Origin of the sequence: Rossellomorea sp. NPDC077527 (assembly GCF_044542955.1) — a bacterium.
In the GTDB taxonomy this organism is placed as follows: Bacteria; Bacillota; Bacilli; order Bacillales; family Bacillaceae_B; genus Rossellomorea; species Rossellomorea aquimaris_E.
Genome location: NZ_JBITVL010000005.1, coordinates 374,589 through 398,941 on the forward strand (window position 1 = coordinate 374,589; position 24,353 = coordinate 398,941).

Annotated in this window: 21 protein-coding genes and 4 tRNA genes; 4 read left to right on the top strand and 21 right to left on the bottom strand. The window is 39.3% G+C overall.

The window, feature by feature from the left end; translation table 11 throughout:
* The first annotated feature begins 38 nt into the window (after positions 1–38).
* A complete protein-coding gene (adhP, locus tag ACIGG7_RS18785) occupies positions 39–1,070 on the top strand; it encodes an alcohol dehydrogenase AdhP (protein ID WP_397550638.1) in 1,032 nt (343 codons plus the stop codon).
* Positions 1,071–1,138: 68 nt separating this feature from the next.
* Here adhP and yeiL read toward each other — a convergent pair whose 3' ends face one another.
* Positions 1,139–1,810 carry a transcriptional regulator YeiL gene (gene yeiL, locus ACIGG7_RS18790; RefSeq protein ID WP_397550670.1) on the bottom strand — a complete coding sequence of 224 codons (672 nt, stop codon included), beginning with the start codon at positions 1,808–1,810 and terminating at the stop codon, positions 1,139–1,141.
* A gap of 79 nt (positions 1,811–1,889) precedes the next feature.
* Here yeiL and ACIGG7_RS18795 point away from each other — a divergent pair, with 79 nt between their 5' ends.
* The gene (locus ACIGG7_RS18795) at positions 1,890–3,062 is read left to right on the top strand and encodes an MFS transporter (RefSeq protein ID WP_397550639.1); all 1,173 of its coding nucleotides are present in this window, start codon (positions 1,890–1,892) and stop codon (positions 3,060–3,062) included.
* A gap of 1,087 nt (positions 3,063–4,149) precedes the next feature.
* Here the strand turns inward: ACIGG7_RS18795 and ACIGG7_RS18800 are convergent.
* Positions 4,150–5,367, bottom strand: coding sequence for an MFS transporter (locus ACIGG7_RS18800; protein WP_397550640.1), 1,218 nt, complete (start codon positions 5,365–5,367; stop codon positions 4,150–4,152).
* Positions 5,348–6,337: a HesA/MoeB/ThiF family protein gene (locus ACIGG7_RS18805; RefSeq protein ID WP_397550641.1), complete on the bottom strand. Its 990-nt coding sequence runs from the start codon at positions 6,335–6,337 to the stop codon at positions 5,348–5,350. Before ACIGG7_RS18805 ends, ACIGG7_RS18800 begins: the two co-directional genes overlap by 20 nt.
* A gap of 560 nt (positions 6,338–6,897) precedes the next feature.
* Between ACIGG7_RS18805 and ACIGG7_RS18810 the strand changes: the two genes are divergently transcribed.
* Positions 6,898–8,046 (top strand): helix-turn-helix domain-containing protein, encoded by a 1,149-nt coding sequence (locus tag ACIGG7_RS18810; RefSeq protein WP_397550671.1) that lies wholly within the window; start codon positions 6,898–6,900, stop codon positions 8,044–8,046.
* A gap of 756 nt (positions 8,047–8,802) precedes the next feature.
* Here the strand turns inward: ACIGG7_RS18810 and rlmH are convergent.
* The 18 genes from rlmH to ACIGG7_RS18900 all read right to left on the bottom strand — a co-directional run bounded on the left by rlmH (position 8,803) and on the right by ACIGG7_RS18900 (position 23,210).
* On the bottom strand, positions 8,803–9,282 hold the full coding sequence (gene rlmH / locus ACIGG7_RS18815) for a 23S rRNA (pseudouridine(1915)-N(3))-methyltransferase RlmH (protein WP_397550642.1): 480 nt from the start codon (positions 9,280–9,282) through the stop codon (positions 8,803–8,805).
* 95 nt (positions 9,283–9,377) lie between these two features.
* Positions 9,378–9,536 (bottom strand): CxxH/CxxC protein, encoded by a 159-nt coding sequence (locus ACIGG7_RS18820; protein ID WP_397550643.1) that lies wholly within the window; start codon positions 9,534–9,536, stop codon positions 9,378–9,380.
* A 121-nt stretch (positions 9,537–9,657) separates the two neighbouring features.
* Positions 9,658–10,902, bottom strand: coding sequence for a S1C family serine protease (locus ACIGG7_RS18825; protein ID WP_397550644.1), 1,245 nt, complete (start codon positions 10,900–10,902; stop codon positions 9,658–9,660).
* A gap of 346 nt (positions 10,903–11,248) precedes the next feature.
* Positions 11,249–12,043 carry an MBL fold metallo-hydrolase gene (locus ACIGG7_RS18830; RefSeq protein ID WP_397550645.1) on the bottom strand — a complete coding sequence of 265 codons (795 nt, stop codon included), beginning with the start codon at positions 12,041–12,043 and terminating at the stop codon, positions 11,249–11,251.
* 11 nt (positions 12,044–12,054) lie between these two features.
* Positions 12,055–12,858 carry a two-component system regulatory protein YycI gene (locus ACIGG7_RS18835; protein ID WP_397550646.1) on the bottom strand — a complete coding sequence of 268 codons (804 nt, stop codon included), beginning with the start codon at positions 12,856–12,858 and terminating at the stop codon, positions 12,055–12,057.
* 3 nt (positions 12,859–12,861) lie between these two features.
* Positions 12,862–14,181 (bottom strand): YycH family regulatory protein, encoded by a 1,320-nt coding sequence (locus tag ACIGG7_RS18840; RefSeq protein ID WP_397550647.1) that lies wholly within the window; start codon positions 14,179–14,181, stop codon positions 12,862–12,864.
* Positions 14,178–16,004: a cell wall metabolism sensor histidine kinase WalK gene (gene walK, locus ACIGG7_RS18845; protein ID WP_397550648.1), complete on the bottom strand. Its 1,827-nt coding sequence runs from the start codon at positions 16,002–16,004 to the stop codon at positions 14,178–14,180. The genes ACIGG7_RS18840 and walK overlap by 4 nt, the downstream gene beginning before the upstream one ends.
* Before the next feature lie 6 nt (positions 16,005–16,010).
* On the bottom strand, positions 16,011–16,718 hold the full coding sequence (yycF, locus tag ACIGG7_RS18850; protein WP_098351380.1) for a response regulator YycF: 708 nt from the start codon (positions 16,716–16,718) through the stop codon (positions 16,011–16,013).
* Between the two features lie 205 nt (positions 16,719–16,923).
* Positions 16,924–18,402: a peptidoglycan DD-metalloendopeptidase family protein gene (locus tag ACIGG7_RS18855; RefSeq protein WP_397550649.1), complete on the bottom strand. Its 1,479-nt coding sequence runs from the start codon at positions 18,400–18,402 to the stop codon at positions 16,924–16,926.
* Between the two features lie 354 nt (positions 18,403–18,756).
* A tRNA-Phe gene (locus ACIGG7_RS18860) sits at positions 18,757–18,829 on the bottom strand.
* A gap of 195 nt (positions 18,830–19,024) precedes the next feature.
* Positions 19,025–19,101 (bottom strand) — tRNA-Asp (locus tag ACIGG7_RS18865).
* Between the two features lie 97 nt (positions 19,102–19,198).
* A tRNA-Glu gene (locus ACIGG7_RS18870) sits at positions 19,199–19,270 on the bottom strand.
* Positions 19,271–19,285: 15 nt separating this feature from the next.
* Positions 19,286–19,361 (bottom strand) — tRNA-Lys (locus ACIGG7_RS18875).
* A 171-nt stretch (positions 19,362–19,532) separates the two neighbouring features.
* The gene (locus tag ACIGG7_RS18880) at positions 19,533–20,504 is read right to left on the bottom strand and encodes a nuclease-related domain-containing protein (protein WP_397550650.1); all 972 of its coding nucleotides are present in this window, start codon (positions 20,502–20,504) and stop codon (positions 19,533–19,535) included.
* A 264-nt stretch (positions 20,505–20,768) separates the two neighbouring features.
* The gene (locus ACIGG7_RS18885; protein ID WP_224944398.1) at positions 20,769–21,182 is read right to left on the bottom strand and encodes a DUF350 domain-containing protein; all 414 of its coding nucleotides are present in this window, start codon (positions 21,180–21,182) and stop codon (positions 20,769–20,771) included.
* Between the two features lie 15 nt (positions 21,183–21,197).
* Positions 21,198–22,439 carry a glutathionylspermidine synthase family protein gene (locus ACIGG7_RS18890; protein ID WP_397550651.1) on the bottom strand — a complete coding sequence of 414 codons (1,242 nt, stop codon included), beginning with the start codon at positions 22,437–22,439 and terminating at the stop codon, positions 21,198–21,200.
* A 1-nt stretch (position 22,440) separates the two neighbouring features.
* On the bottom strand, positions 22,441–22,749 hold the full coding sequence (locus ACIGG7_RS18895; protein WP_224944401.1) for a hypothetical protein: 309 nt from the start codon (positions 22,747–22,749) through the stop codon (positions 22,441–22,443).
* Entirely contained in the window at positions 22,746–23,210 is a 465-nt protein-coding gene (locus ACIGG7_RS18900; protein WP_397550652.1) for a hypothetical protein, read from the bottom strand. Before ACIGG7_RS18900 ends, ACIGG7_RS18895 begins: the two co-directional genes overlap by 4 nt.
* 119 nt (positions 23,211–23,329) lie before the next feature.
* On the opposite strand from ACIGG7_RS18900, the gene ACIGG7_RS18905 reads away from it, so the two are divergent.
* On the top strand, positions 23,330–24,352 hold the full coding sequence (locus ACIGG7_RS18905) for a potassium channel family protein (protein ID WP_397550653.1): 1,023 nt from the start codon (positions 23,330–23,332) through the stop codon (positions 24,350–24,352).
* The last annotated feature ends 1 nt before the right edge of the window (position 24,353 follow it).

A 24,353-nucleotide genomic window follows, 5' to 3' on the forward strand; every position in this document is an offset into this window, starting at 1 on the left:
TTCAAATTCAAATTGATTACTAAAGGAGACATCACATTATGAAAGCAGTAGTCGTGAATCCAAATGCCAAATCAAACATTGAAGTGATTGAAAAGGAATTACGTCCGTTAAAATCCGGTGAAGCACTGGTAGATGTAGAGTATTGCGGTGTCTGTCATACGGATCTGCACGTTGCAGCCGGTGATTTCGGAAATGTCGAGGGTCGGATTTTAGGTCATGAAGGAATCGGTATTGTATCTCAAATTGCCGACGATGTGACAAGCTTAAAGATCGGTGACCGAGTTAGCATCGCCTGGATGTTTCATTCCTGCGGCCGTTGTGAATATTGTACAACAGGAAGAGAAACATTCTGTCGTAACGTCCAGAACGCGGGTTATAGTGTGGACGGAGGAATGGCTGAACAATGTATCGTAGCGGCCGACTATGCCGTCCAAGTACCTGAAGGATTGAATCCTGCACAGGCCAGTAGTATTACATGCGCAGGCGTCACTACGTACAAAGCCATCAAAGTGGCGGATATTAAAGCTGGTCAATGGATTGTCATCTATGGGTGCGGTGGACTTGGGAACCTTGCTATCCAATACGCCAAACACGTGTTCAACGCAAAGGTCATTGCTGTCGATATCAATGACGATAAATTAACTCTTGCCAAAGAGATCGGGGCAGATATGACCATTAACCCGATCACCCAAGGGGATGCTGATCAACTTATCCAAGAACAAATCGGTGGAGCTCATGCCGCAGTCGTAACAGCCGTGTCTAAAGCTGCTTTCAATTCTGCCGTCAATGCAGTCCGCACATGCGGAAAAGTCGTGGCCGTCGGATTGCCATCTGAAACCATGGACCTGAATATTCCACGACTGGTACTGGACGGAATTGAAGTTGTCGGATCTTTGGTGGGAACACGTAGAGACCTTGAAGAGGCGTTCCAATTCGGGGCAGAAGGCAAAGTCGTGCCTATCGTTAAAACCCGTTGCTTACACGAAGTACAGGATGTATTTGAAGAGATGGAAAAAGGGAAAATCCAAGGTCGGATGGTTATTGATTTTAAACAACATTCATATAGTTAATAGATTTGAAATGGCGGGATCACCGGTGACAATGGGTGATCCCGCTTTTGTTAAGGGATTGGTTAGTATTATTGATTCTTAATCGCCTCAGCAAGCCCATACAAAGAATCATACTGTTTAATTATATAATTGCGGCCCTCCTTATGCAGGTACCCTTTCTTACAAAACTGCGTCAGAACATGCAATAAATGGCGATACGATACACCTAAATAATCACAAACAATGACGTGCTTTTCTCTATAAACCCCATTATCAGCGGTTTGTAAAATAAAATCTGCCAACCTATTTTCCAGGGGGAATGCAAGACTTTGTGAATACTTGGCTGCCATTAACGTTGCCTTCATGCTCAAAAACTTGGTTAATTCACGCAGGAATTTTGCATCTTCAAGTAATTTGGTACGACATTGATAATAAGGCATCGCAAAACAGACCGTTTTGGTCGATGCTTGAATCCCTTTTGTATAATACACATCATGAAGTAATTCCATTTCTCCAATATAGTCTTGTGCATTGATAAAATTGATAAGTGACACTTTTCCGTTCTGATGGGTGACGTATATTTTGGCTTTTCCCTCTGTTACATAAAATAAAAAGTCAGGTCTCTTCCCCTCTTGAATAATCCATTCACCACGGTCATATTCCATTACTTCCATAAACTCTTCAACGTGGAAAGAAAATTTACTCGCTATAGAGTGCTTTTCTACATACAGCCGCTTTTTCTCACCTTTATAAAATTCCATCATCCACCTCAAAATATGAGATATCTCATATAATCGTATCTATTCCCATGATATCATGCTAATGATTAGGAGGATACAAATGAATACACAACGATGGATGAGTACACATTTCTTCAGCTTTTTTATGACATGGGGGATTTTTCTACCTTATTGGGCAGGCTGGATGATTTACACAAAAGGTATTTCGGTATCTGAAGCTAGTTTGATTATGAGTCTTGGCTTGATTGCGAGGGGACTTTCCACATTATTCGCTTTTCCCTATTTGTTAGAGAGGATTAGTAATAAAACACTCTTGAACATAGCAGGTATCGGGGCACTCATCACCATTTTATGTTATGTTCCGGCACATTCTTTTACTAGTCTACTATTGGTAACAATCGCTTTAAACATTTTTTATCCCATTTTAATGCCCGCTTTAGATAGTGTTGCCGGTATTCTTGTGCAAAGTAAACAGTTGAAGCATTACGGTAAAAGTCGTCAATGGGGGTCCATTGGGTTTGTTTCAGTTGGCATCATGCTGACCGTTTTTACAAGCATGTTCGGAGATGATGTTATCTTCTGGGCGCTATTACTTGGAGTTAGTTGTTTTGTGGGGCTAAGCTTTTTGAAGGCTCCTGAGATTTTATCGAAAAAGCCACAAGCTGGCCAAACCAAAAAGATAAAGGTACTAGATCTACTGCAAATCAAACACTTCATGCTCGTTCTATTGATCGTTATCCTGCTTCAAGCAGCCCATGCTACTTATTACAATTACGGCTATATCTTTCTACAAGAGATCGATGCACCTGTTTATCTCATTGGTGTCATTATTAACATTGCTGTCATTGCAGAAATTATTTTCTTTTCCATTGCAGATAAACGATTACATCACCTTTCACCAGGAACCTTATTAGCATTAGCCGCAGCTGGATCTTCCTTACGCTGGATATTAGTGTTTGCTTTTCCAAATGTCATGGTATTCTCTATTGCACAAACACTACACGCCTTTTCGTTTGCGATGGGTCACTATGCCTTTATGAAATACTTAACCACTAACATTCCGCATATACAAATACCCAAAGCTCAAGGGATGTACTCAGCATTTGCCCTTAGCTGGAGCACTGCGGTTTTCACCATTTTCGGAGGCTACCTATATGAAATTGAGCCTCGCTATGCCTTCATTGGGATGCTGGCCTGTAGTTTACCAGCGATGTTGATTGCGCTTGTATATCGAAGGGTAGAGGTTGAAAAGAATGTTTTATTATCCGCTTAAATTGATTACTAAATAAATTTTTCAATATAATAAAAATAGATGAGACTTATCTATTTTAGTTAAGTCTCATCTGCTTTTAAATTTGTAACTGAGTAAATCTATTTCTTTTTGAAAATATTGTTTAATAATCATTGTTTGGTTTTCATTATATTGTGTACGATAACTTTGTCGATTTTTCCTAAAATCACCTTTTGCCCTTGGTAGCCAACGAAAGGAAGACCTATATGATCACAAATAGATTTAAAATCACTTTCTAAACTTTCATATTTCCCCAGATAATCAACAACCGGTTTATTATTAAATGTATAGATGGTGAAATTATAAGCACCTTTGTATCTCTCTTGTTATAAATATTTTTCAAAGTTTAGTTTTTCTGATTTTCCACTTTTATAATATAAAGAAATAACTTTTTCCCAAGGACTTCTATCGAAACAAAATTTATAATACATGTTCCATATATCGTCTCCTATTAAAGACTTTATTTTTTTGCAGGAATGTGGTTATAGAATTTTGTTGAGCCATTATTGTAATTTTGAGGATATCTACCAAGTTTAGATCTAATCTGTTCATCAGCTGGTGATATAGGAGTGGTAATATCGTTATCACTACAATACCTTGATAAGGAAATTTCGATACTTATCCCGCCGTTTTTTGGTCTTCAAAAAGAATCATTACTCCAATTCCCCTTTACCTAAGCTCTATATTTAAATACATATTTCCTGTACAAATCTTCATTCTATCGGAGAACTTGGTCATGAGAAGAAGTAATATGTTCAGGGTTAATGACATCAATATTCTGGTCACTGTCGATGTTTTCATTCATATCTCCACTAATATCCCTAATGTGTAGATGTAATTCTACGTTACTAGTCATACACAAATATCAAGATACGATATTCCTCATGATAATAGACCACGTGCCCCAGGGTATACCACTCACTCTCAGCTCTTAACGAAAAACGATTCTTATAGGAATAAAGAAGCCGTAATTATTTATATTGTAAGTTATTTATTATCAATACCCCAAATCTTCATCACCTAGGTAATAAAAAAACAGCCCATTCATGGACTGATCTATTTTTTAATATTACGCACTTTTTGATAAAACTTTTTTTTGAGGGTGAGCACTGTTTTTATCAAACACCAGTAAGTAGCAACCAAATAAAACGGTTATAAGGCCTGTTATAAGCAATAGGTGTTCAATATCATCATACACCATTGGGATGGCCATGCATGTTACAATGGCAACAGATGAAATTGTACTAATAACTGTAGAAATTTTAGCCATATGTTGAGGTTCGTAGTAGGCGTAAATCATTTTGCCGTATACTGTACCTGACATACCAATCAGCAAAAATGTTATTGAAAATAATACTAGTTTGAACAGAACATTATCTACAAATACTATCATAATTATAGCTATTCCAGAAACCAAGTAATCCACCATAAAGAAATTTTTATAGACCATCTTTATTTTGGAAGATATTAATGTACCCAGCATCTCTGATCCTCTTTGGAAGGCAAGCAATACACCCAAAAATTCTACTCCGACATTAATAACAACTAAATATATACTTACTATCCGCATGATCATTGTTGTTAACCCACTAAGAATCCCTTCCATTATAACGATCTTGGAAGGAACTTTTTGGCTCCAAAAGTATTGAAAGGAAAATTTAACACCTGTCTTAAGTTCTTCAGATTGGGCTTTTTTATTATTCTTTGTAATGTTTTTGTTCGAAATTCTCAAAAAGAAGAGGATAGACAGTAGGAATACAAACACATCGAGCACCAATATATTAGTGGTTGAAATATATATTAGAATGACACTAGCAATCAAATTTGAAGATAGATCCGTTATATTGTTAGTAATATTCATTATATATACTGATTTAGACATTTCTTCTTTATCATTGTGTAAAATCTCAGGTACAAAGGAAGATTGTGTAGGGTAAATGATGGTATTGGCAAACGAAAATACCCCATGTAAAATCAGCAAAACTGTGTAATCGAATTGATAATATACTGTAATAAGCACTCCTGTTAGTGTAAAGAAGTGTATACATTCTAATAAAACAAGAAGCATTTTTTTATTGTTGAACGTATCAATAAAAGAGCCGAATAAAAAACTAATCATTGAAGGTAGGAAGGAAACCAGCCCAAAAAGCGCAAGGGAACTGACATCTAAGTTATATATAGACACAGCAATATACATAAGCGTTATGGAGTAAACGCTGTCTCCAAAATTGGTTAACACTCTCCCAAGTACTAATAGATTGAAATTATTATTTTTTTCTAATGTCATATTTATAAACATTCCAATCAAAAATATCAATCTGTACAGCTTGCTCTTTATAATTTAATCCTGTGATAACAGATTGAACCTGATAAGCTACTAACCCTGCTGCCATAAAAGTGACAGGACCAACAACGCTTGTAGGAAATGATATATCTTCAAGTAACTGTTCTTGCGATGCACCTCTCTCCCCATACAACTCGGCACTAGTTATGGTTCTATTCGGGTACATGCAAAACGTATTTATCACTGTAGATGCATATGACCCAGCTACATATGGCCGATCATATTCAATAGATAACTCATCAAACCAGCTGTCAATTATAATTTTTGGTTTATCAGCACAGCAAATGGATAAATCAAATTGAAATTCTTCAAAGAGGGATTTCAGATCTTCCTTACTATTAATAAAAGTTTTAACTTTCTTTATATTCACTTCAGCATTAATTTTTTTTAGGTATTGCTCGGCAACATCAACTTTTAATTTTCCAATGTCATCCTCAAAGTAGGTTCCCTGCCTTGTTAAGTTGGATTCATCAATTGTATCATTATCAAGGATAATTAGATTGGAAACACCCATTCTTACTAATATCTCACATACATTGGCCCCTATCCCGCCAAGACCAACAACTAATACTCTTGCCTTCGAAAGTTTATCTTGATACTTGTATGGATTGGTGTTACTAGTTGTATCCACCCACTCAAAAAAATTAACATTTCTGGAATACCTATAGTCCTTTTGATAATCATTCGTGGTCAAGAGACCTTCTTTTTCAAAAAAGGACATCTTTTCATCTACTGTGGACTCTGACAAATCCAAACTTGACCTGTCAATCTCACCATTAATGTACTTCAAAAATATTTTGTTTTCTTCATTACTTTCTATTGTTCTTTCTAACCCTGGTTGTCCTGCTCCGAAAAATATTCTGTTATTCTTTTCTAAGGGCTGCAGGGTCTTTTTCAATTTTACTCTGTTCATTTTCTTAACTCCTTGTTCTCTAGTGAATTTTTTATTACGGTTACTATTTTAATGAGGGAGGGATCAAGATAGTTTTATGCAAGTAGAGTGAATTATTTTTAAGGATAGCATTCTCCTTATAACAATTATTATGGATTGGAGTAATATTAAACAAAAGATTGTTTTTTAAATAGTTATCATCTTTTTTATTATTAGGAATGGTCTCCATAATCTTCTCCTTTTGAGTATAAAGAAAAAAGAAAGATCAATTAGAATCTTTCTTTTTCCTTTTTTCTGTGTTTTATTAGCGGTCTCCAGCACGGTATTCTATTCTTACCATTGAAAATTCCTCCTTTCGGAATATATGTCAATTTTATACATAAATACTCCTTATTGAAAGAGGAAGGTTATAATACAATAGTTTTACAAAAATATACAAATTATGAGGAATTTAGAGGGAATCTTTTGCATTTAGACAAAAATATCAAAAAATATATAGGTTTTGGTATAATCAAAGCAAATAATTTACAAAAAAAGGATTGGAGGCGACATATTATTTGTACATTGGTTTGCGTCTGAAAATGTTGAGGAAAAGAATGAATCTTTCTCAATCCAGCTTGAGCTATAGAATTATTTCTGAATCACACCTTAGTAATATAGAAAAAGGAAGATATACTCCCCATGAAGATATCTTAAAGTTGTTATCACCAAGGCTTAATGTCCCGGAAAGCTACCTGGTAAACTATAAAATAGAAGATATGAAGTTAGAGGATATATTAGGGCAATTTTATGAATTAATAGAAACAAACGTGACTAAAGCCAAGGATTATTATGAAGATATCAAAAAGAATTATGCTTACATTCCGTCAATTAAACAGGAATTTCAATTTCTACTTTTAATCATTTATATGTTCTATAAAACGGATGTTGGGGAAGCGGATAGGCTATTTGAGAAGTTAAAATGTTACTTTTTAAATGTAGACATAAACAGGATGGATCCTGTCGTGAAAGGCCTTTTTGTCAATGTGCAAGCATTACATCACTTTTATAAAAAAGATTACCTTTCTAGTAATCAATGTTACTATCTTCTTCTTGATATATCGTCGGCTTTACCCCCAATAAAGAGAGCTAATATTCTACATAATATTGCATTGAATTATTGGAAAATAAAAGATTTTAACAATGCTGAAATTTTCTGCAGGTCTTCTTTAGAGATATATTATAAAGAACATGATTGGGGAAGCATTGGGGATCTATATAATTTTATTGCTGTTCTGTATTGTTCTCGAGCGGAAAATGAGAAAGCAATCACTCAATTAGAAAAGATTTTTCAATTACCGTATACAGACATGAAGACCGTAGGAAAAACTTATCATAATTTAGGAACAATATATCTAAAATCTAAAGATTATTGTAAGGCTCTTGAGTATTTAAATAAGGCAGTTGAGATCAAGGAGAAATCTTCTGACATAACTAGTTATGTGAACTCACTTCTAGTATTGATCAAAGTTTATATCAATTTGGAAAATCTTTCAGAAGTTGAACTCTTATTTTCTAAGATTAAAGAAAAGGTTTCAAACAAGAGAGACCACTATAGGATTATGTCACTGGAAGCGAAGGTTCATTTCCAAAGAGGGATAACTCATGAGTATGAGGAGCTTATGATAGAATCAATAAATTTCTTTATTGAAGAAAAGATGTTCGATTATATAATAAGTCTTTCCCAATAGTTGGCAGAATATTACGAAAGTATCAACAAGTATAAAAAAGCTTCTCTATACTATAAAAACTCGATTAGTGTTTATAAAGAATTGTACGGAGGTTATCAAAAATGAAAAGAATTTTTAATGTGATACTATTAGCTTTTTCATTTGGATTCATTAATAATTCAGCTATGACGGTTAATGATTATGATGAACCGACTCCGAAGTCAAAAATCTAGCAATCGATTTTGGTTAGACTACCCCTAGATCAGAAGTGCTTGTATAAGGACAATCATTGACAGAGGTGCAGTACGAGACTACTAATAAAGCCTTTTTTAATACCCCTAAACATAAATTCCCCCACTTTCATATTTAAAGCGGAAAATTCAAGCTAATGGTGATGTAAGCAGCCTGAGCCGATTTCTTAGAGGATAGCATTGCCGCTATCCTCTTTTGAATTCACAGATAATTTCGTTGAATAGAGTTTTATAAGGTCAATTTTGACCGCACTCTCTGACACGATATAGTCATTTCAAATTTTCAATTCCCCATTTTTCTATTCCTGGCAAACTCTTGACTTTAAATTTATTTTATTTTGTACTTGGATGTATCCATAAAATTCTATAATATTATCTCAATTTCCATTACTCTAACCACGGTTTTCATGGTGATTGGGTTTTCTGTATGAGTAGTTGTTAAAGTTACTTCTGTAACATTATCTATTCCTAATTTAGACTATAAAATCTCTCAAAAAAAATTATCTATTCTCAGTTTTACCACTATTTATTTATGATACGGTTCCCCCCGATTAATCCGAAACGCCCGATAAATCTGCTCCACCAAAATCAGTCTCATCAGCTGATGAGGAAACGTCATCTTCGAAAACGAAAGCGTCTCATTCGCACGTTTGATCACATCATCACTCAACCCCAATGACCCGCCTATGACAAATGCCACTTTGCTTTTCCCATACGTGGCAAGCTTGTCCAAGTTATCGGCTAACTCTTCTGAAGAACGCATTTTTCCTTGAATGGCAAGGGCAATGACATGATGATCCTGTGATATCTTTGAAAGGATTCGTTCTCCTTCCTTATTCTTTACCTGCTCCATTTCAGAATCACTCAGAACTTCAGGAGCTTTTTCGTCTGCAAGCTCCACAATGTCGATCTTTGCGTACGCACCAAGACGCTTTACATATTCACTGATTCCCTGTTTTAAGTATTTTTCTTTCAACTTTCCGACTGTTACTATGGTGATATTCACACATCCACACTCACTTTACAAACAATTTACAAACACATTATCCACAGAAACTATCCACATATCCACAGATCACTTCCGCATATAGTATGGGAATATTAGTTCGCCACTATATATATTGCGTTATTCCCACAATATTCACAGGTTGTGGATAACTTCTTTTCTTCAGGTAGTTCTTCCAGCTGTGGTGCTACTTCATGCTCATCGACGACAATATCCATGGCTAATTCCACGTGCTCTAAGCAGCAATAAATCATGTCGTTTCCTCCTCATCCTACTTTAAGATTCCTGTTCCTATACTTATCCACAACCATCATATCATGTAAACAAAAAGCAGGAAAGGACACATGCCTTCCTGCTTTTTGTTTTATCCACAACCTATAATCGCGATTCGTCCGTTAATTTCATCGTGACTTCTTTTTTCTTACCATCACGATAGAAGGTGACTTTCATCTGATCGTTCACTTCTTTTTTGGTATAAAGATGCTTCCTGAGGTCGATCACATTTTGAATCTTCTCGCCATCAAGCTCTGTGATGACATCAAGTTCTTGAAGTCCAGCCTGGGCAGCAGGTGAATTCGGAACGGTTTGCCTGATCATCACACCATAATGAATGTCTTTCGGCAGCTTTAATGTTTCCTGCTGGTGATAAGCAGAGATCTGGTTAACGTCTTCAAGGGTCACACCCATTGCCGGACGCTTGACCTCACCGTACTTCTCTAAATCCTCAATGATTGGCCGGGCAGAATTGATCGGAATGGCAAGTCCAATCCCTTCAACGGCTTCCTGAGCAATTTTCATGGAGTTGATGCCGACCAGCTGTCCGGAAATATTGATGAGGGCACCCCCACTATTACCCGGGTTGATGGCTGCATCGGTTTGCAATACTTCCGCGTTCCAATCTTCCATGCCATCCTGGTTGATGTCGACAGGAATCGTTCTTTCCACACCGGACACGACTCCTTGTGTCACAGAACCTGAGAATTGCAGTCCTAGCGGGTTACCAATGGCAATGACAGGTTCTCCCGCTTTCAGCTCGTCCGAATTTCCAAACTCGGCAATGTCATCATTCTTGATCTTGCCTCCATCGATTTCGATGACGGCAAGGTCGGTCCAAACATCGGTACCGCGAAGCTTAGCCGGAACCTTTGTGCCATCAGCCAAGGTAACCTCCAGCTGATCCGCCCCTTCGACCACGTGATTGTTCGTCACGATATACACGGTATTTCCTTCTTTCTTATACATGACCCCGGAACCTGTTCCCGCCTGTTGGCCCTGGCTTTGTCCACCACCCTGCCCCCAGAAGCTCTGGGACTGGATGTTCGTGATGCCGACTACGGAGTCTCCCGTCTTCTCAACGGCTTTCGTCACATCCGTCGTCACGTTGACAGACACATTCTTTGTAGCTCCATTATGGTAATTCTGGTCCGTCTCTTTCAGATCCTGATCCGGTTGGACCGAATAAGGTAATATATCAAAGTTCGTCAGCTGAGGAATGGCCACGACCACGAGAATCGCTCCCAGGATGACCCCAAATAGCCCCGCAAGAAACATCCCGCCCCGATTTCCCTTTTGTCTTCCAGTCCTGCCTTCCGAGTTATGATTGCCGTCATAATATCCCACGTTTCATCATCCTTTCTACCAGCTATTCCTTTTGTTATTTTATCTTTCCAAGCCCGATTATAGTCAGATTAAATTAAAAAATGATGAAAAAAAGGTAAGAATTTCATCATGATCCCAAAAGAGCAGGCGGCTTGACCAGAGGCGACAAGCAAATGGCACGTACACTGGAAAGGCGTTCTTTGCCTTTTTGGTGTTCGTGACTTATGACCTCGAGCCTCTAGCCGCCGGAGCTGGACGATTACCGATTGGGTATATATCTTCTATATGTAAAACACAAAAAGGTGAGGACAGAGGTCCTCACCTTTTTCATACCATCAAAAGAGAATTCATAAACATTTGAACCGGTTTAAATCGCAACTAAAGGCGTTGGTACTTTAGGGTCCGTATCAAATAGATCAATTTGTTCTCCTACCATTACTCCCTTTGATTCAAGTGTCTGAGTGACACTCATCCTTGCCAGGTCTTTCATATTGTTATCAAGGCTTAAATGGGCTAGATAAATGCCTTTTGTGTTGTCTCCCATCACTTCACTCATGGCAATGGCTGCATCCTCATTGGATACATGACCATAGTCACTGAGGATCCGCCGCTTGATGTTCCATGGGTAACGGCACATGCGAAGCATTCCCACGTCATGGTTACTTTCAAATACGTAAGCATCGGCATTTGAGATGATCCCTTTCATCCGATCGCTTACATATCCCGTATCGGTGACAAGAACAAGCTTCTTATCTCCATGGTGGAATATATAAAACATCGGTTCAGCGGCGTCATGTGATACACCGAAGGACTCAATACTCAGTCCTCCAAAGTGCTTGGACGTTTCCATATCAAAGGAGAATTTCTGCTCCGTATCGATTTTCCCCACTAAACCATCCATGGCATTCCAGGTCTTATCATTCGCATAGATCGGAAGCTTGTACTTTCTTGCCAACACACCGATCCCTTTAATATGGTCACTATGCTCATGCGTGACGAGAATCCCTGACAGATCTTCTATCTTCCGGTCGATCTGACTGAACAAACCTTCCATCTGCTTGCCGCTTAAGCCGGCATCGACAAGGAAGGAATGCTCCCCTGACTCGACAAATATTGCATTTCCTGTACTGCCGCTGGCAAGCACACTAAAATGCATCGTCATAACGCTCACTCCTATGTTTCTTTTTCTGGATTGGTGATTTCTACGATTTGTGCCTCCACGGCATTGATAAATACATCTTCTTTTTGGTCATCTTTTTCGACGACGAAATGCCAGGTAGGAGCCAATACCTGATAATCATCGATGGGTCCGAAGGTTGAATACCCAAGGCTTGGAACACCAACGATTTCACTGCCGTTGTCAATCTCATTGTTTTCCACCAGGAACCTGAGGGCATCAAAAGGGGTAACCAGCTGTTTTTTCCCTGTAGATTCTTTCAGATTATCCAACAATGTTTGTTTATACGAAACGATTTCCCGGTCTGTATTCAAAATGAAAGTCAATTTCCCATTTGCATTATTGAAGATTTTCCGGTCATTGAACATTTGAAAGTAGACAATGGTCTTTTCTTCTTTACTATATTTCCAGAAGCTGTACTGCTCTCCATTTAGGATGTGTTTTTTTAGAAAATCCTTTAATTCATCCGGAGAAAAATTTTCACTTATGGGTACAGGTTCTTTTAAAGTTGAATTGATCGTATTGTCATTGACGGCATTCACTTCTTGATCCTTTAATTTCTCCAGATCTTTTCCGCTGATTTTTTTCGTGCTGGCACTGATGATGGCATCTTTCACCGGTTCTTTGGACAACTTTGGAGGGTACTTGATATTGGCCGCTTTTAACGTTTCTTCAATCGTGGTCTGCCCTAATGTATCGGGATTGCTTTCCCTGATTTTATTCATGAAGATGGTCAGGAGAAATATATCCAGGACCAAAAAGACGATAATGAATATGCTCTTTGTTTTACTCCAATCCATCTGTTAGAACCCCTCCAATTCTTCCAGTGGGACCCTTATCCAGTTTCCACTAAGCTTATAGTACCAGGAAGGTTCAAATATTAAGAATTTCTTATTGGATTCATTTGTATCCCTGGTCATCTTATATCCAACAACAATGTCCTCAATGTTTTCCATTTCTTTCGAGCTGTTCTTCTTCAACGCATACAGGACAGAAGCACCAGAAGGAAGCTGCACATCTTTGATGGCGTTTTTTGAAACCATGTCCAGTGTAAAGTATGGTCTTTCATACTTACTGATGGAGTTCTTTCCCCACTCTTGAGTGACCTCAGCCATATGATTCTCGTTAAAGACCGGATGGTTTTCCACGAACAATTTATAGTTAATCTTATTTTCTACAGTACTGCTGGAAAAGAAATGATAATCATCCGTCCAACCACCGTGATCATTCACAAATTCCATGCTTCTTTGTATAAGAGATGCATGAGTGATGGCAGTGTCGTTATCGACAGATAAATTGATGTACGAAAGAGTGCTGTATTCTTCATCCGCCTTCATGAAGCTCGGTATATTAATAAAGGTATTCTTCTTGACTTCAACGTTGTTGGGATCACTAAATAGTGCTTTCTTAAAATCTTCCAAGTAGAGTGTATCAGCGTAAAAACGATAACTTTTATAGTCTTTCGGAAACTTTGGAAGGAATATATTTTTCTTGGAATTCAATGGCTGTTCAATATATTCATCATAAGAAGCAACCTGTTTCAAGAATGTTTTCTCAAATTTTTGTAAGCTTTCTACATTCACGCGACATTCATAAAAGTACTTCTTACCGGAATCCAGGGAGGCAAAATAAATGGTCCCCGCATCGGAGTTCATCGTATTTAAATCAATGACGATCCGGTCGAATGAGGCCGTCGGCATATTTTTATCTTCGAAGTGAATGACCCGGCCATAAACGGAAAAGGGCACATTATCAGGGAATACAATCTCGACTTTCTTGTCACCCTGAATGATAGATTTCATCTCGTCTTTCGTATATTGATTTGAGTAGTCTTTCAAATCAAACAACGTCCATTTGCTCAATCCTTTTATTACATTGTTCATTTCTTCTCCGTTCAGAGTCCCGACGGTTTTATTACCTGCATGATAAAAAAGTTCATATGGCTTGATCAAAACCTTCGAAAGATCAGATTCATCAATCTTCTCCCCCACTGATACATCAAAGGTTTCATTACTGTCGATCGTGTCATATCCGGGTTGATACGTCCAAAGGTTAAAGGTTAGAAAGATACTGATAAAGACAAGTAAGGTTAATACTATCGATTTTATTTTTTCATAATTCATGACCAATCATCCTCTTGTCCGGCATCATATGGGAGGGTAAAGATGATTGTCGTTCCTTTCCCTTCCTTGCTTGTCGCCCAAACGTCACCGCCGTGTGCTGAAATCATTTCTTTCGCAATCGCAAGACCGAGACCGGTACCACCCATCTGTCTCGTTCTGGCTTTATCAACACGGTAGAAACGTTCAAAGATTTTCTCCAGATTTTCTTTTGGAATTCCCAACCCTTGATCCGATACGCTGACTTCAATATAACCATCTTTTTCTTTCACTTTAAATGTAATCGTTCCACCCTCTGGGGAATATTTTAATGCGTTGGAAATGATATTATCTAAGACTTGAGTGATTTTATCCTGATCCACTTCTACGAACAACGCCTTGTCCGGTAAAAAGCGCTCAAAGGTTACATTAATATTTTTCGTCATTTCAAAACGATCAATGATTTTATGAAAAAAGAGAATAAAGTCGATCCAATCTTTATTAAATCGATAATCTTTGCTATCCATTTTAGATAGCTGCAGAAGATCATTGACCAGTCTGATCATTCTCTCGGTTTCATTCTGAGTGACATCCAGGAATTGAGGGGCAATGTCTTCATCCTGCCACGCGCCTTCTGCAAGGGCCTCCAGATAACTTCTCATCGTCGTCAGCGGCGTCCTGAGCTCATGAGAAACATTGGCCACGAATTCCCTTCGCTCTAAATCAATTTTCTCTTGTTCCGTGATATCATGTAAAACGGCAATCAGACCGTTCACAAACCCCGTCTCTTTTTGAATGATAGAAAAATTAGCCCTCAGGATATAAGGTTTATCCTTTGTGCTGTAGTCTAATATGATGGATTCCTGCTCATTGGACAGGTCATCGAATGTATACTCCTCATCCAATCCCAGTAATGATACGATCGGCTGGGAAACGACTGTTTCACGTGAAACATTCAGCATGCTTGCTGCAGGATCATTGATGAGAATGACCCTTCCTTTCCGATCGGTGGCGATGACACCATCCGTCATATACGAGAGGACGGATGATAGCTTTCTGCGCTCTCCCTCTGTCGTAGCCTGTGCTTCCTGAAGCCGCTTCGTCAAATTGTTAAACGTGATGGCCAACTGACCGATTTCATCATACCCATACACTTTAACTTTTCGGGAAAAATTCCCTTTCGCCATGGCCAATGCCTGTTTGCGCATATCCGATATCGGCCTGGTGACGGTTTGAGCGAGTAAAACACCAAGGATGGCCGTAATGACGAGTGCAATGATGGTCCCGTTGGTGAAAATTTTATTAATATCGTTCATTTGGTCATAGACCCTCTCGATTTCACCAACGATATAGATGGCACCTATCACTTCATCATTGGATTCGATCGGCTTCGCATGGACCCAGATACGGTCATGTGTCCGATCATCAAGGTACGTATTTTCAGAAGACACGCCCAGGGCAAGTACCCTTTTCACGTCTTTATCCGACGTCACCCGGTTGACAAGCTTCTGATTATTGGGATCCGAAGTCCCGATAATCCGCTTTCGATTATCGATGACCCGGATTTCTGCAATGTCCGAATTCTTACTGCTGTCTTCTAATATTCTTCTAATGTCTTCTTCCTGCGTAGGATCATCATCCTCACGCTCTTTCACCATTTCTTCCTTGATCGTGTACTCTAATAACTCCACTCGATTGGTAATGGAAGATTGGAAGTTTTCTACCAGCTTCTGCTCAAGCTCCCTCACGAAATAAACCCCGATGATTTGCATCGCAAGGATGATGAGCAGAACGTAAATCAGCACAAATTTCAAATGGATCGAACGGGTTAAGCCAACTTTCTTCATTACATATTACTCCTGTTCAGGATTTCGTAAGTAATAACCTACTCCTCTACGTGTTACGATCCAGGTAGGGTGACTTGGATTATCTTCAATTTTCTCACGGAGACGTCTTACCGTTACATCGACCGTACGCACATCCCCGTAATAATCATAACCCCAAACGGTTTGAAGCAAATGTTCACGGGTCATGACTTGTCCAATATGTTTCGCTAAATAGTGCAGAAGCTCGAACTCACGGTGCGTCAGTTCAATTGTTTCCCCACGTTTAGACACAACGTAGGCATCCGGGTGGATCGTTAAGGATCCGACGGTGATTTCATTATTTTCGTCCTCAACATTTTGCTGTGCGCCGTGCTGATGTCGTCGAAGATTGGCTTTCACCCTTGCAATCAGTTCACGTGTACTGAAAGGCTTTGTCACATAATCATCCGCCCCGAGCTCAAGACCCAATACTTTATCGATTTCCGAGTCTTTCGCCGTCAGCATGATGATCGGCATTTCATATTTCTTCCTGATTTCACGACATACTTCCATCCCATCACGGTTTGGAAGCATAATATCGAGCAGTACTAGATCGGGCTTGATTTCTTCCGCCATTTTGACCGCTTCATCTCCGTCATACGCGCAATGAACCTCATAGCCTTCTTTTTTTAAATTAAACTGTAATATATCTGCAATTGGTTTCTCATCGTCAACAACTAATATTTTCTTTTCCATGTCAATTGATCTCCTTTAGAAAAAAGTAATGTATCTATAAAGTTGTGATTAGTATAGGATTCTTCCTTTAAATTTATCACTTTCTCCATATTAATTCATCTTTAACTCTATCATACCCTTTATTTCGACTATAATCTAAATATAACAAAGGGGACTGACAAATTAAATGCTTGTGTCAGTCCCATGTTTCAGTTCCTCTATTAAATTACAGTACATCCAGTGGATTAATCAACGATCCGTTTTTATATACTTCGATATGAAGGTGAACGCCGGTTGCTTCACCGGTTTGCCCCATGATACCGAGTTTTTGTCCTCGTGATACCGTTTGACCGGCAGAAACAGAGATCGAATCCAGATGAGCATAAATAGTCTTATATCCATTTCCATGATCAATCACTACTTTGTTTCCGTAACCGCCATCGTCCCATCCGGCTGAAACGACTCTTCCATTATCTACGGATTTAATCGTCTTATCATTTGGACGTGCAATATCGATTCCTTTATGCATTTTCCCCCATCTTGGCCCTTGCTTAGAGGAAATGTAACCGCCATTCGTTGGCCACGCAAAGCTTCCGGACCCTCTTGATGGAGTGGCTTTGGTTCCCTTAATGACGATATATTTCACTGGATCTTTTAATTTTTTTTCTTCTTTTACATTTTTATCGGTTTGAGAACCATTTACCTCTGTTGTTACAAACGTAACGGATTTCTCTCCGTCTTGACCTTCCTGCTTCACTTTCGTATCGCCTTTATTCATTGAAGAGTCTTCTTCGACTTCTTTTTCATAGGCGATCTTTTCGATTTTATTCGCTTCCTTCTTAACAAGAACATGAACTAGCGGCTCATATACAGTAACATTCAATTCCGAACCTATTTTTAGAGCTCCGTCTTCTTTCAAATCTTCATTTAACTCCAGTAATTTCCCCGTCGTCAACGAATGATCTGCAGCGATCGAACTCAACGCATCGCCTTCCTGGACTTTATACTTTTTCTCTTCCGCTGTTCCTTTTTTAAGAAGTTCTACAGCTTCCTTCGGAGACTTTAACTCCTCCGGTTTCACTTGTGACTTCTTCATTTCTACATTTTCTTTAAATGAAATATCCAACAAACGGGTTTCATTTTCCTTCAATGCGGGTAAAGAAGTGGATGTAGCATCCTTCTTTCTCTTTTCGTATTCGTTTAGCTCTTTGTCAGAAACATAGTTAAGCTTTAACGATTTAAGTGCTTCTTCAGCTGCCTTTTCATCCTTCAAATAGGCAACTGGTTTATTATTGACAACCAAAGCATACGTATTCGCTTCGATGGATACGGAACGATTTAAACTTTCAATCACCTGTTGATTATTTGTTTTCACCGCTTCAAATACATTCTCAGGTATGTACGTTACTTCTTCATTAAAATCTACCTGATAATCACTGTACTCTTTCTGTGCCTTTTCAAGCTTTTCTCCTAAAACGTCCTTCACTTCTTCCTGACTCGTAACAGCTCCTACATACTCATCACCCATGTAAACATGATAGATGGTTTGCAAATCTTTTTCGGACCCGGCAGATGCCGAAGCTGAAGAAAACGTTAATGTAGAAATAGCGAGGGTTGTAATTCCAACTCTTTTTACAAATTGGTTTGATCTATGTCGAATATTAAGTTTTTCTAAAATGGGTGATAACTTCTTTCCAAAACTCATTGACCTGCCTCCTATAAACTAAAGCAAAAATCCCAGTTAACGGTAGTTCATTAAGCCTAATTTAGTCAAAATCTATAAAATTCGTACTTTACTAATTTACCATAATTCGACGAAAACCGGGACGCAGAATCGTGATTGTAATACAACTGTATAATTTATCAGAAAATATTCACTGGCACTTTAGGCGAAGATCCCTGTCATAATGGGAATTAAGTGGGTCTAAAGATGGATTCCCCATTGAAATAGTGATGGTAGAAATTAGAGGATATTTGGCGATTTATGTTACACGAGTGTTACAACACATAATAAAAAAGTACTACGAGAGTCAAAGTCGTCGCAGTACTTTTTGTAAGATGGCTCAGGACGGAATCGAACCGCCGACACATGGATTTTCAGTCCATTGCTCTACCAACTGAGCTACTGAGCCGTATTTAAGAATGCACCCTTCAAAGAGAATGTGGTTGTCCATCGTCCAGCTCTCAGGAAGCCAAACCAAGGTGCAACTCGAGCTGTACGCTGATGATTACTCAGGTGAAGATTATTCACCGTGCTCTACCAACTGAGCTACTGAGCCGTATTTTGTATGTATGTCCACCATCCACCTCATTAAACAAATGGAAAATGGCGGTCCGGACGGGACTCGAACCCGCGACCTCCTGCGTGACAGGCAGGCATTCTAACCAACTGAACTACCGGACCAATTTTTTTTTGCGTTAGCAAAAATAACTATTATATGTATCCTATTTCCGTAAGTGACATCTGGTAAACCAACAATCTATCAATAAGGAAATAAAAATGACCCATACGGGATTCGAACCCGTGTTACCGCCGTGAAAGGGCGGTGTCTTAACCGCTTGACCAATGGGCCATGTAAAAGAAAAAATGGTGAGCCATGAAGGACTCGAACCTTCGACCCTCTGATTAAAAGTCAGATGCTCTACCAACTGAGCTAATGGCTCTCTAAGTATATATAAACACGAAGCGAAGGCTTGATCAAAGCCTCTTTCGTGACAACGAAATTAATATTATCACAGTATGATTGTCGAGGGCAACAGTTTTTTTGTTTTTTTTTGTCGAAAATTATTTCTTGGGGAATAATTTGTTGGGAGATTCGATATGAAGGGAACTATTTAGGGCTGTTTATGATTTGGAGGTAAAGTGTGGACTCGTCCTTTTCCGTTTCCTCGGGAACTTACACTTGTGGCATTTAATATTCTCGTCGCAAGGGAAGGTGAGGAAATGATCAAAAACTCTTTTAGTTGTTGCCCGGTGATTTCTTCCCCGAATAGCAGATAGTAATGCTCCAGTGCTTTAAGGTGGGCCGATTTTGATTTTTTTTGGCATGCAGGGCAGTACCAATACCCATGTACTCTATCTAGTGAAAGATAACCACACACTTCACAAATTACTCCATTAATGATATCTCCCTTGGAAATATTGTATTGATTTATTATTGAGGGGTTGAGTGGGGTATCAAACTTTTTTATAAGCCTAATCATCCTTCTGATTTCTTTATCTAATAAAACAGTGTCATTATATTCACTGCTCATTTGAGTGATCTTTTTAGGTAGCATAGGAGCATGTATGACCTGCTGACTAACATTCTTATCATTGGAACGAATAATGGTATTAGAGTTACTGATTACGATGAGAGTGCGGATAGGGATTAATGGGAATTGATGCTCTCGTAGCCACGATCGAAATTGAGATTCTTGCATGCCGATTTGGATAATAGGATCCGGCAACGCCAGTTCAACACCGTTCTTCTTCTGGATGATTTGATTAAACATTGAATCAAACTCTATCGATCCTGCTAGGTTTTTCACCTCTAATATAAGCAAAAAACTTTTGGTTAATAGTATCGTATCTATTTGGAAATATCGGTCGTTTGAGAAGAGGCGTATGTCATGCAGTATAGAAAAGGATTTTTCGGGGAGGAGGCTTAAATAATAGTCAATGGATTTTTCACCATTATAACCGGCAAGACTTTTTGATAGGTTTTCTTTAATAAAGGTGGTTTTAGGATGAGTATCTAATAGTCGTAAAAGTAGCACTTCCAACTTTTGAATTTTAATCGGAAAAGGACGTTCTTTACTGATCATTTCATCACTCCAATACAGATTTTTTAAATATATTCTACTTTTCTCAGGGAAATCCTGCTTTTTCTATAGATATTTAATCTCTAAAATCGGTTAGAGAGAGGTTTATTTTCAAAACTTGAACTTTTATTTTCAAAAATTAGATTTTATTATCAAAAACCACACTTTTATTTTCAAAACTGGAGATATATTTTCAAAAACAAACTTACACCACACTACATAAAAAAGACCCGCCACCAAAGCAGCGGATCCCCATCCCAATTAATATCAATAAGTCAAACTAGCTGCCACAACCAATCCCACGACAATCGACGCGGAGAACAGGCTGAATCCGATGGCGATGTTTCCTTCTTCCACTTTCTTGGCCAAGCTTGTACGTGGCGTCAGGACATATTCGATGATCCAGTAGGCAATGACCTGGGTCACGATTCCGATGAGGCCCCATAGGAAAGCATCCAGTAGATTAAGGCTGTTTGCCCAGACGGTGTAGATGACGATGGCGAGTCCGATGGCTTTTCCCCATAGTTTCAAGGCGACCGCGATGTTTCCTTCTTTGATTAACTTCGCTTCTGAGAACTTAGTGGTGAAGGCGAAGACGGTAATTCCTAGGATCATGAGTCCAAGGCCTGTTCCGACATGGGCCAGAAAGCTGAGTAAGGCTTCACTTGTTATGATTTGCATGTGTTTCTCTCCTTTTTATATCTCCTGTATTCCGACAGGCAGAAAGTATGATTCGTTATCGGTGATGGCGTTTCCGGCCCGTATTCCAATGGCGCCTGGATGGCCGTTGATGATGAAGCTCCCCACCATGAGGCTTGCTTCTTTTTCCCCTTCATCGGTTGTGATGACCGAGACAGGAAGGGGGCAAAACTTTTGATAGACAGGCAGGGTCAGCTTATAGGTGTCATTCTTATCTTCTAACAGCACCTTTCCTGTCGCTTCCATGATTTTGACGGTATCTCCTTCACGACCGAATGCAGGTTTCTGAACGAAGGTCATCCCGTTTTCCTCGAAATGTTCTGAATCAAGGTAAGTAGGGAGGAAGTAACGTTCGATCCACTCGTGTTCTTCTCCGGTGAAAAATGCGCTTCCTTCTTCATGCAGACCCCAGATGAGAGCCTGAACTCCTTTTGATTGAAGTAAAAAGGCGGAGGGAGGATTCAAGACAGCGAGCTTTCTCTCCAATACCATTTGCATCAGTTCCTGACCGACCTTTTCTTTTGTCAGGGGATCCTCATCATCGACCAGATGCTCGATGGGATAGGTTTGTCGGTATAATACATCGATCCGCTCTCCACCGGGAGTATACACCCCATCGTCACGGATTTGCAGCTGATCCAGGCTGACATATTCCGAAGGGACTCCGGCAAGCGCTTGAATATATTTGGTAGTCAGGTAATCTTCCTCGTGATCAGAATGGGATGTGAAGACGATTTTTGCTTCTCCATCCCTTTGAAGGGATTTCCAGGATGATAAGAGACCCCGTTTCAATTCTTTGGCTAATTGTGCTTCCATCCCTTCATTCGGATTCGGACAATTGAAATACTGACATACCTTTTCATTTACATGATAGAGTTCTTTGATGAATGTTGGCGTATCACTATTAAATTCTAATAGTTTTATATCCCCGTCAGATACGACAAAATCAAATCTCCCGATGATACATTCTTGAGGGACGGGCTTATACCTGATATATGACAAGGATTCCTCAGGGTATCCAAGTTCTAATAGGGTATCATCATCCAGCTCCCGCAGCAGGTCCGCTGTTTTGTCAAAAATGGCGTACACAAGTTTGGATGCTTCATGAATCTTCAAAATCGTATCTTTTGATAACAGATGGATATCCAATAAGGCGTATTCCATGTTATATAAATCGTGCCAGAACTCGGGCACATCTTTATAAAAGTTTCTTCTTTTTTCACTGTGCGAGGTTGTCATATTACCCTCCAAATCCACCTTTAGAGCCGCTTCCGATTCCTGATTTATAACTCTTGGAGTAGGATTTATAACTTGAGAAATTTTTTAGGGCCGATTTGTTTTTAAACATTTTTCCGGCAAAATAATAGTAGCCGAAGTGAGAGGACCTGTCGTCATCGCAATAATACGTGCCGCTGTCGTCATCCCAATCCCAGTCGTCACAGTCTACATCCGTCGGTTCCGGTGGAAGGTCCTGATTACCGCAGCCACTCACCGATATCGCCATGACCGAGGCGGCTACTCCCGCCATCATTTTTTTCGTTTTATTCATTTTCTTTCCTCCTCCAGCTTATATCCCGTTGCCTTTACATAAAGTATATACACATAGCGATCCTCATCGATTTCAGCAGAGTCGCGTTCCCATTCAACCCCGTCTATATAATAATAAACAGAGCCGATGACGCTTAGAATATCAAGGTGATAGTCATGATGTTCTATTTTCAAGATAGGATTATTTTTTCGATGGTTCAGTTCGCGAATCTCCAATACCAATCGCTCAGGGGGAAATAGAGGATCCTTAAGTGGTTCCTCCTCAAATGTTTCCACGTAAATGACGAATATGTTCCCTTCTATGGAAGAGGATAACTGTCTGTAGGTGACCCCTTCTTTTACGAAGAACTCACATTCCCTTCTTGCGAGGATTTGTTCGAGCTCAATATCGGGGTAGTGATAGATCGGTTCATAGGAGTCGTTTCCTTTTCTTAATCGGTACTCTAATAATGGTTCTTTCATCTATTGGCAGCCTCCTACAATGATTTCTCTAAACTATACGAACCAATGAGGAAAAGGTTTCAATTCCCAGAAGTTCATTGGTATGATTGAACTATGATTTTTAAATAAGGAGGGTATGTATGATTATTTTCCAAAGGATTTGGAAGCAAATCACGAAGATGGACTTCGGTTTCATTCTTCTATTATCACTGATTATCGTCCTGTTTGGAACCTTTGGCAGTCATTTTTTGGAACCTGAAACATTTCCATCTCTGTTTGACGGATTCTGGTGGACGATGACGACCTTGACGACGGTCGGGTATGGCGATTACTTTCCGGTGTCGGTTGGAGGAAGGATGCTTGGAATCTTCCTCTTCATCTTCGGGATCGGGATCATCGGGGTTTTGATCAGTAAAACCGTCGATTCCATTACCACATTTCAGAAATTCAAAAGGGAGGGAAAGTTAGTGTATACATATGAAGATCATTATATTTATATCAATTGGTCAAAGAAAACGGAAAGGGCCATCGAAGAAATTCTTGCCCATGTTCCCGATGCTGAAATTGTCCTCATCGATATGCTTCCCATCACTCCGATTGAGCATGAGCAGGTCCATTTCATCCAGGGTGATCCCTCTGATGAGAAGGTGTTACTGAAGGCCAATATCTTCGAGGCTAAACGGGTCGCCATCTTTTCCGATTCCAAAATCGAGGATCCTTCCCTGGTGGATGGTAAAACCTTGTTGATTGCGTCTGCCGTCGAAGGCTTATCAAAAACGCATCAACGGGAGGTACATACGATTGTGGAAGTGTCGGAAGACCGACATATTCCTAAGTTCCAGCATATCGCCGTCGAAGATTTCATTTTATCGAATGATTCCGTTTCTCTGCTTATGGCGAAAGCCACCCTACATCCTGGTACGACGACTTTATTCAGGCAGCTCTTGAGTAAACGGTACGGCAACAATATTCACGAATTCAGCGTAAAGGATCATTGGAAGACGATCAAACAAGCCTCTGAAGAACTTCTGGAAAAAGGGGCCATTCTTCTTGCGGTGAATGATAATATGGATTTCAGCGATGCCATGAACAGGGAGCTTCAGCCGGACGATACTCTCTATGTTGTATGCCATGACCGTGTGTATGAACAATTGAACCAATAAA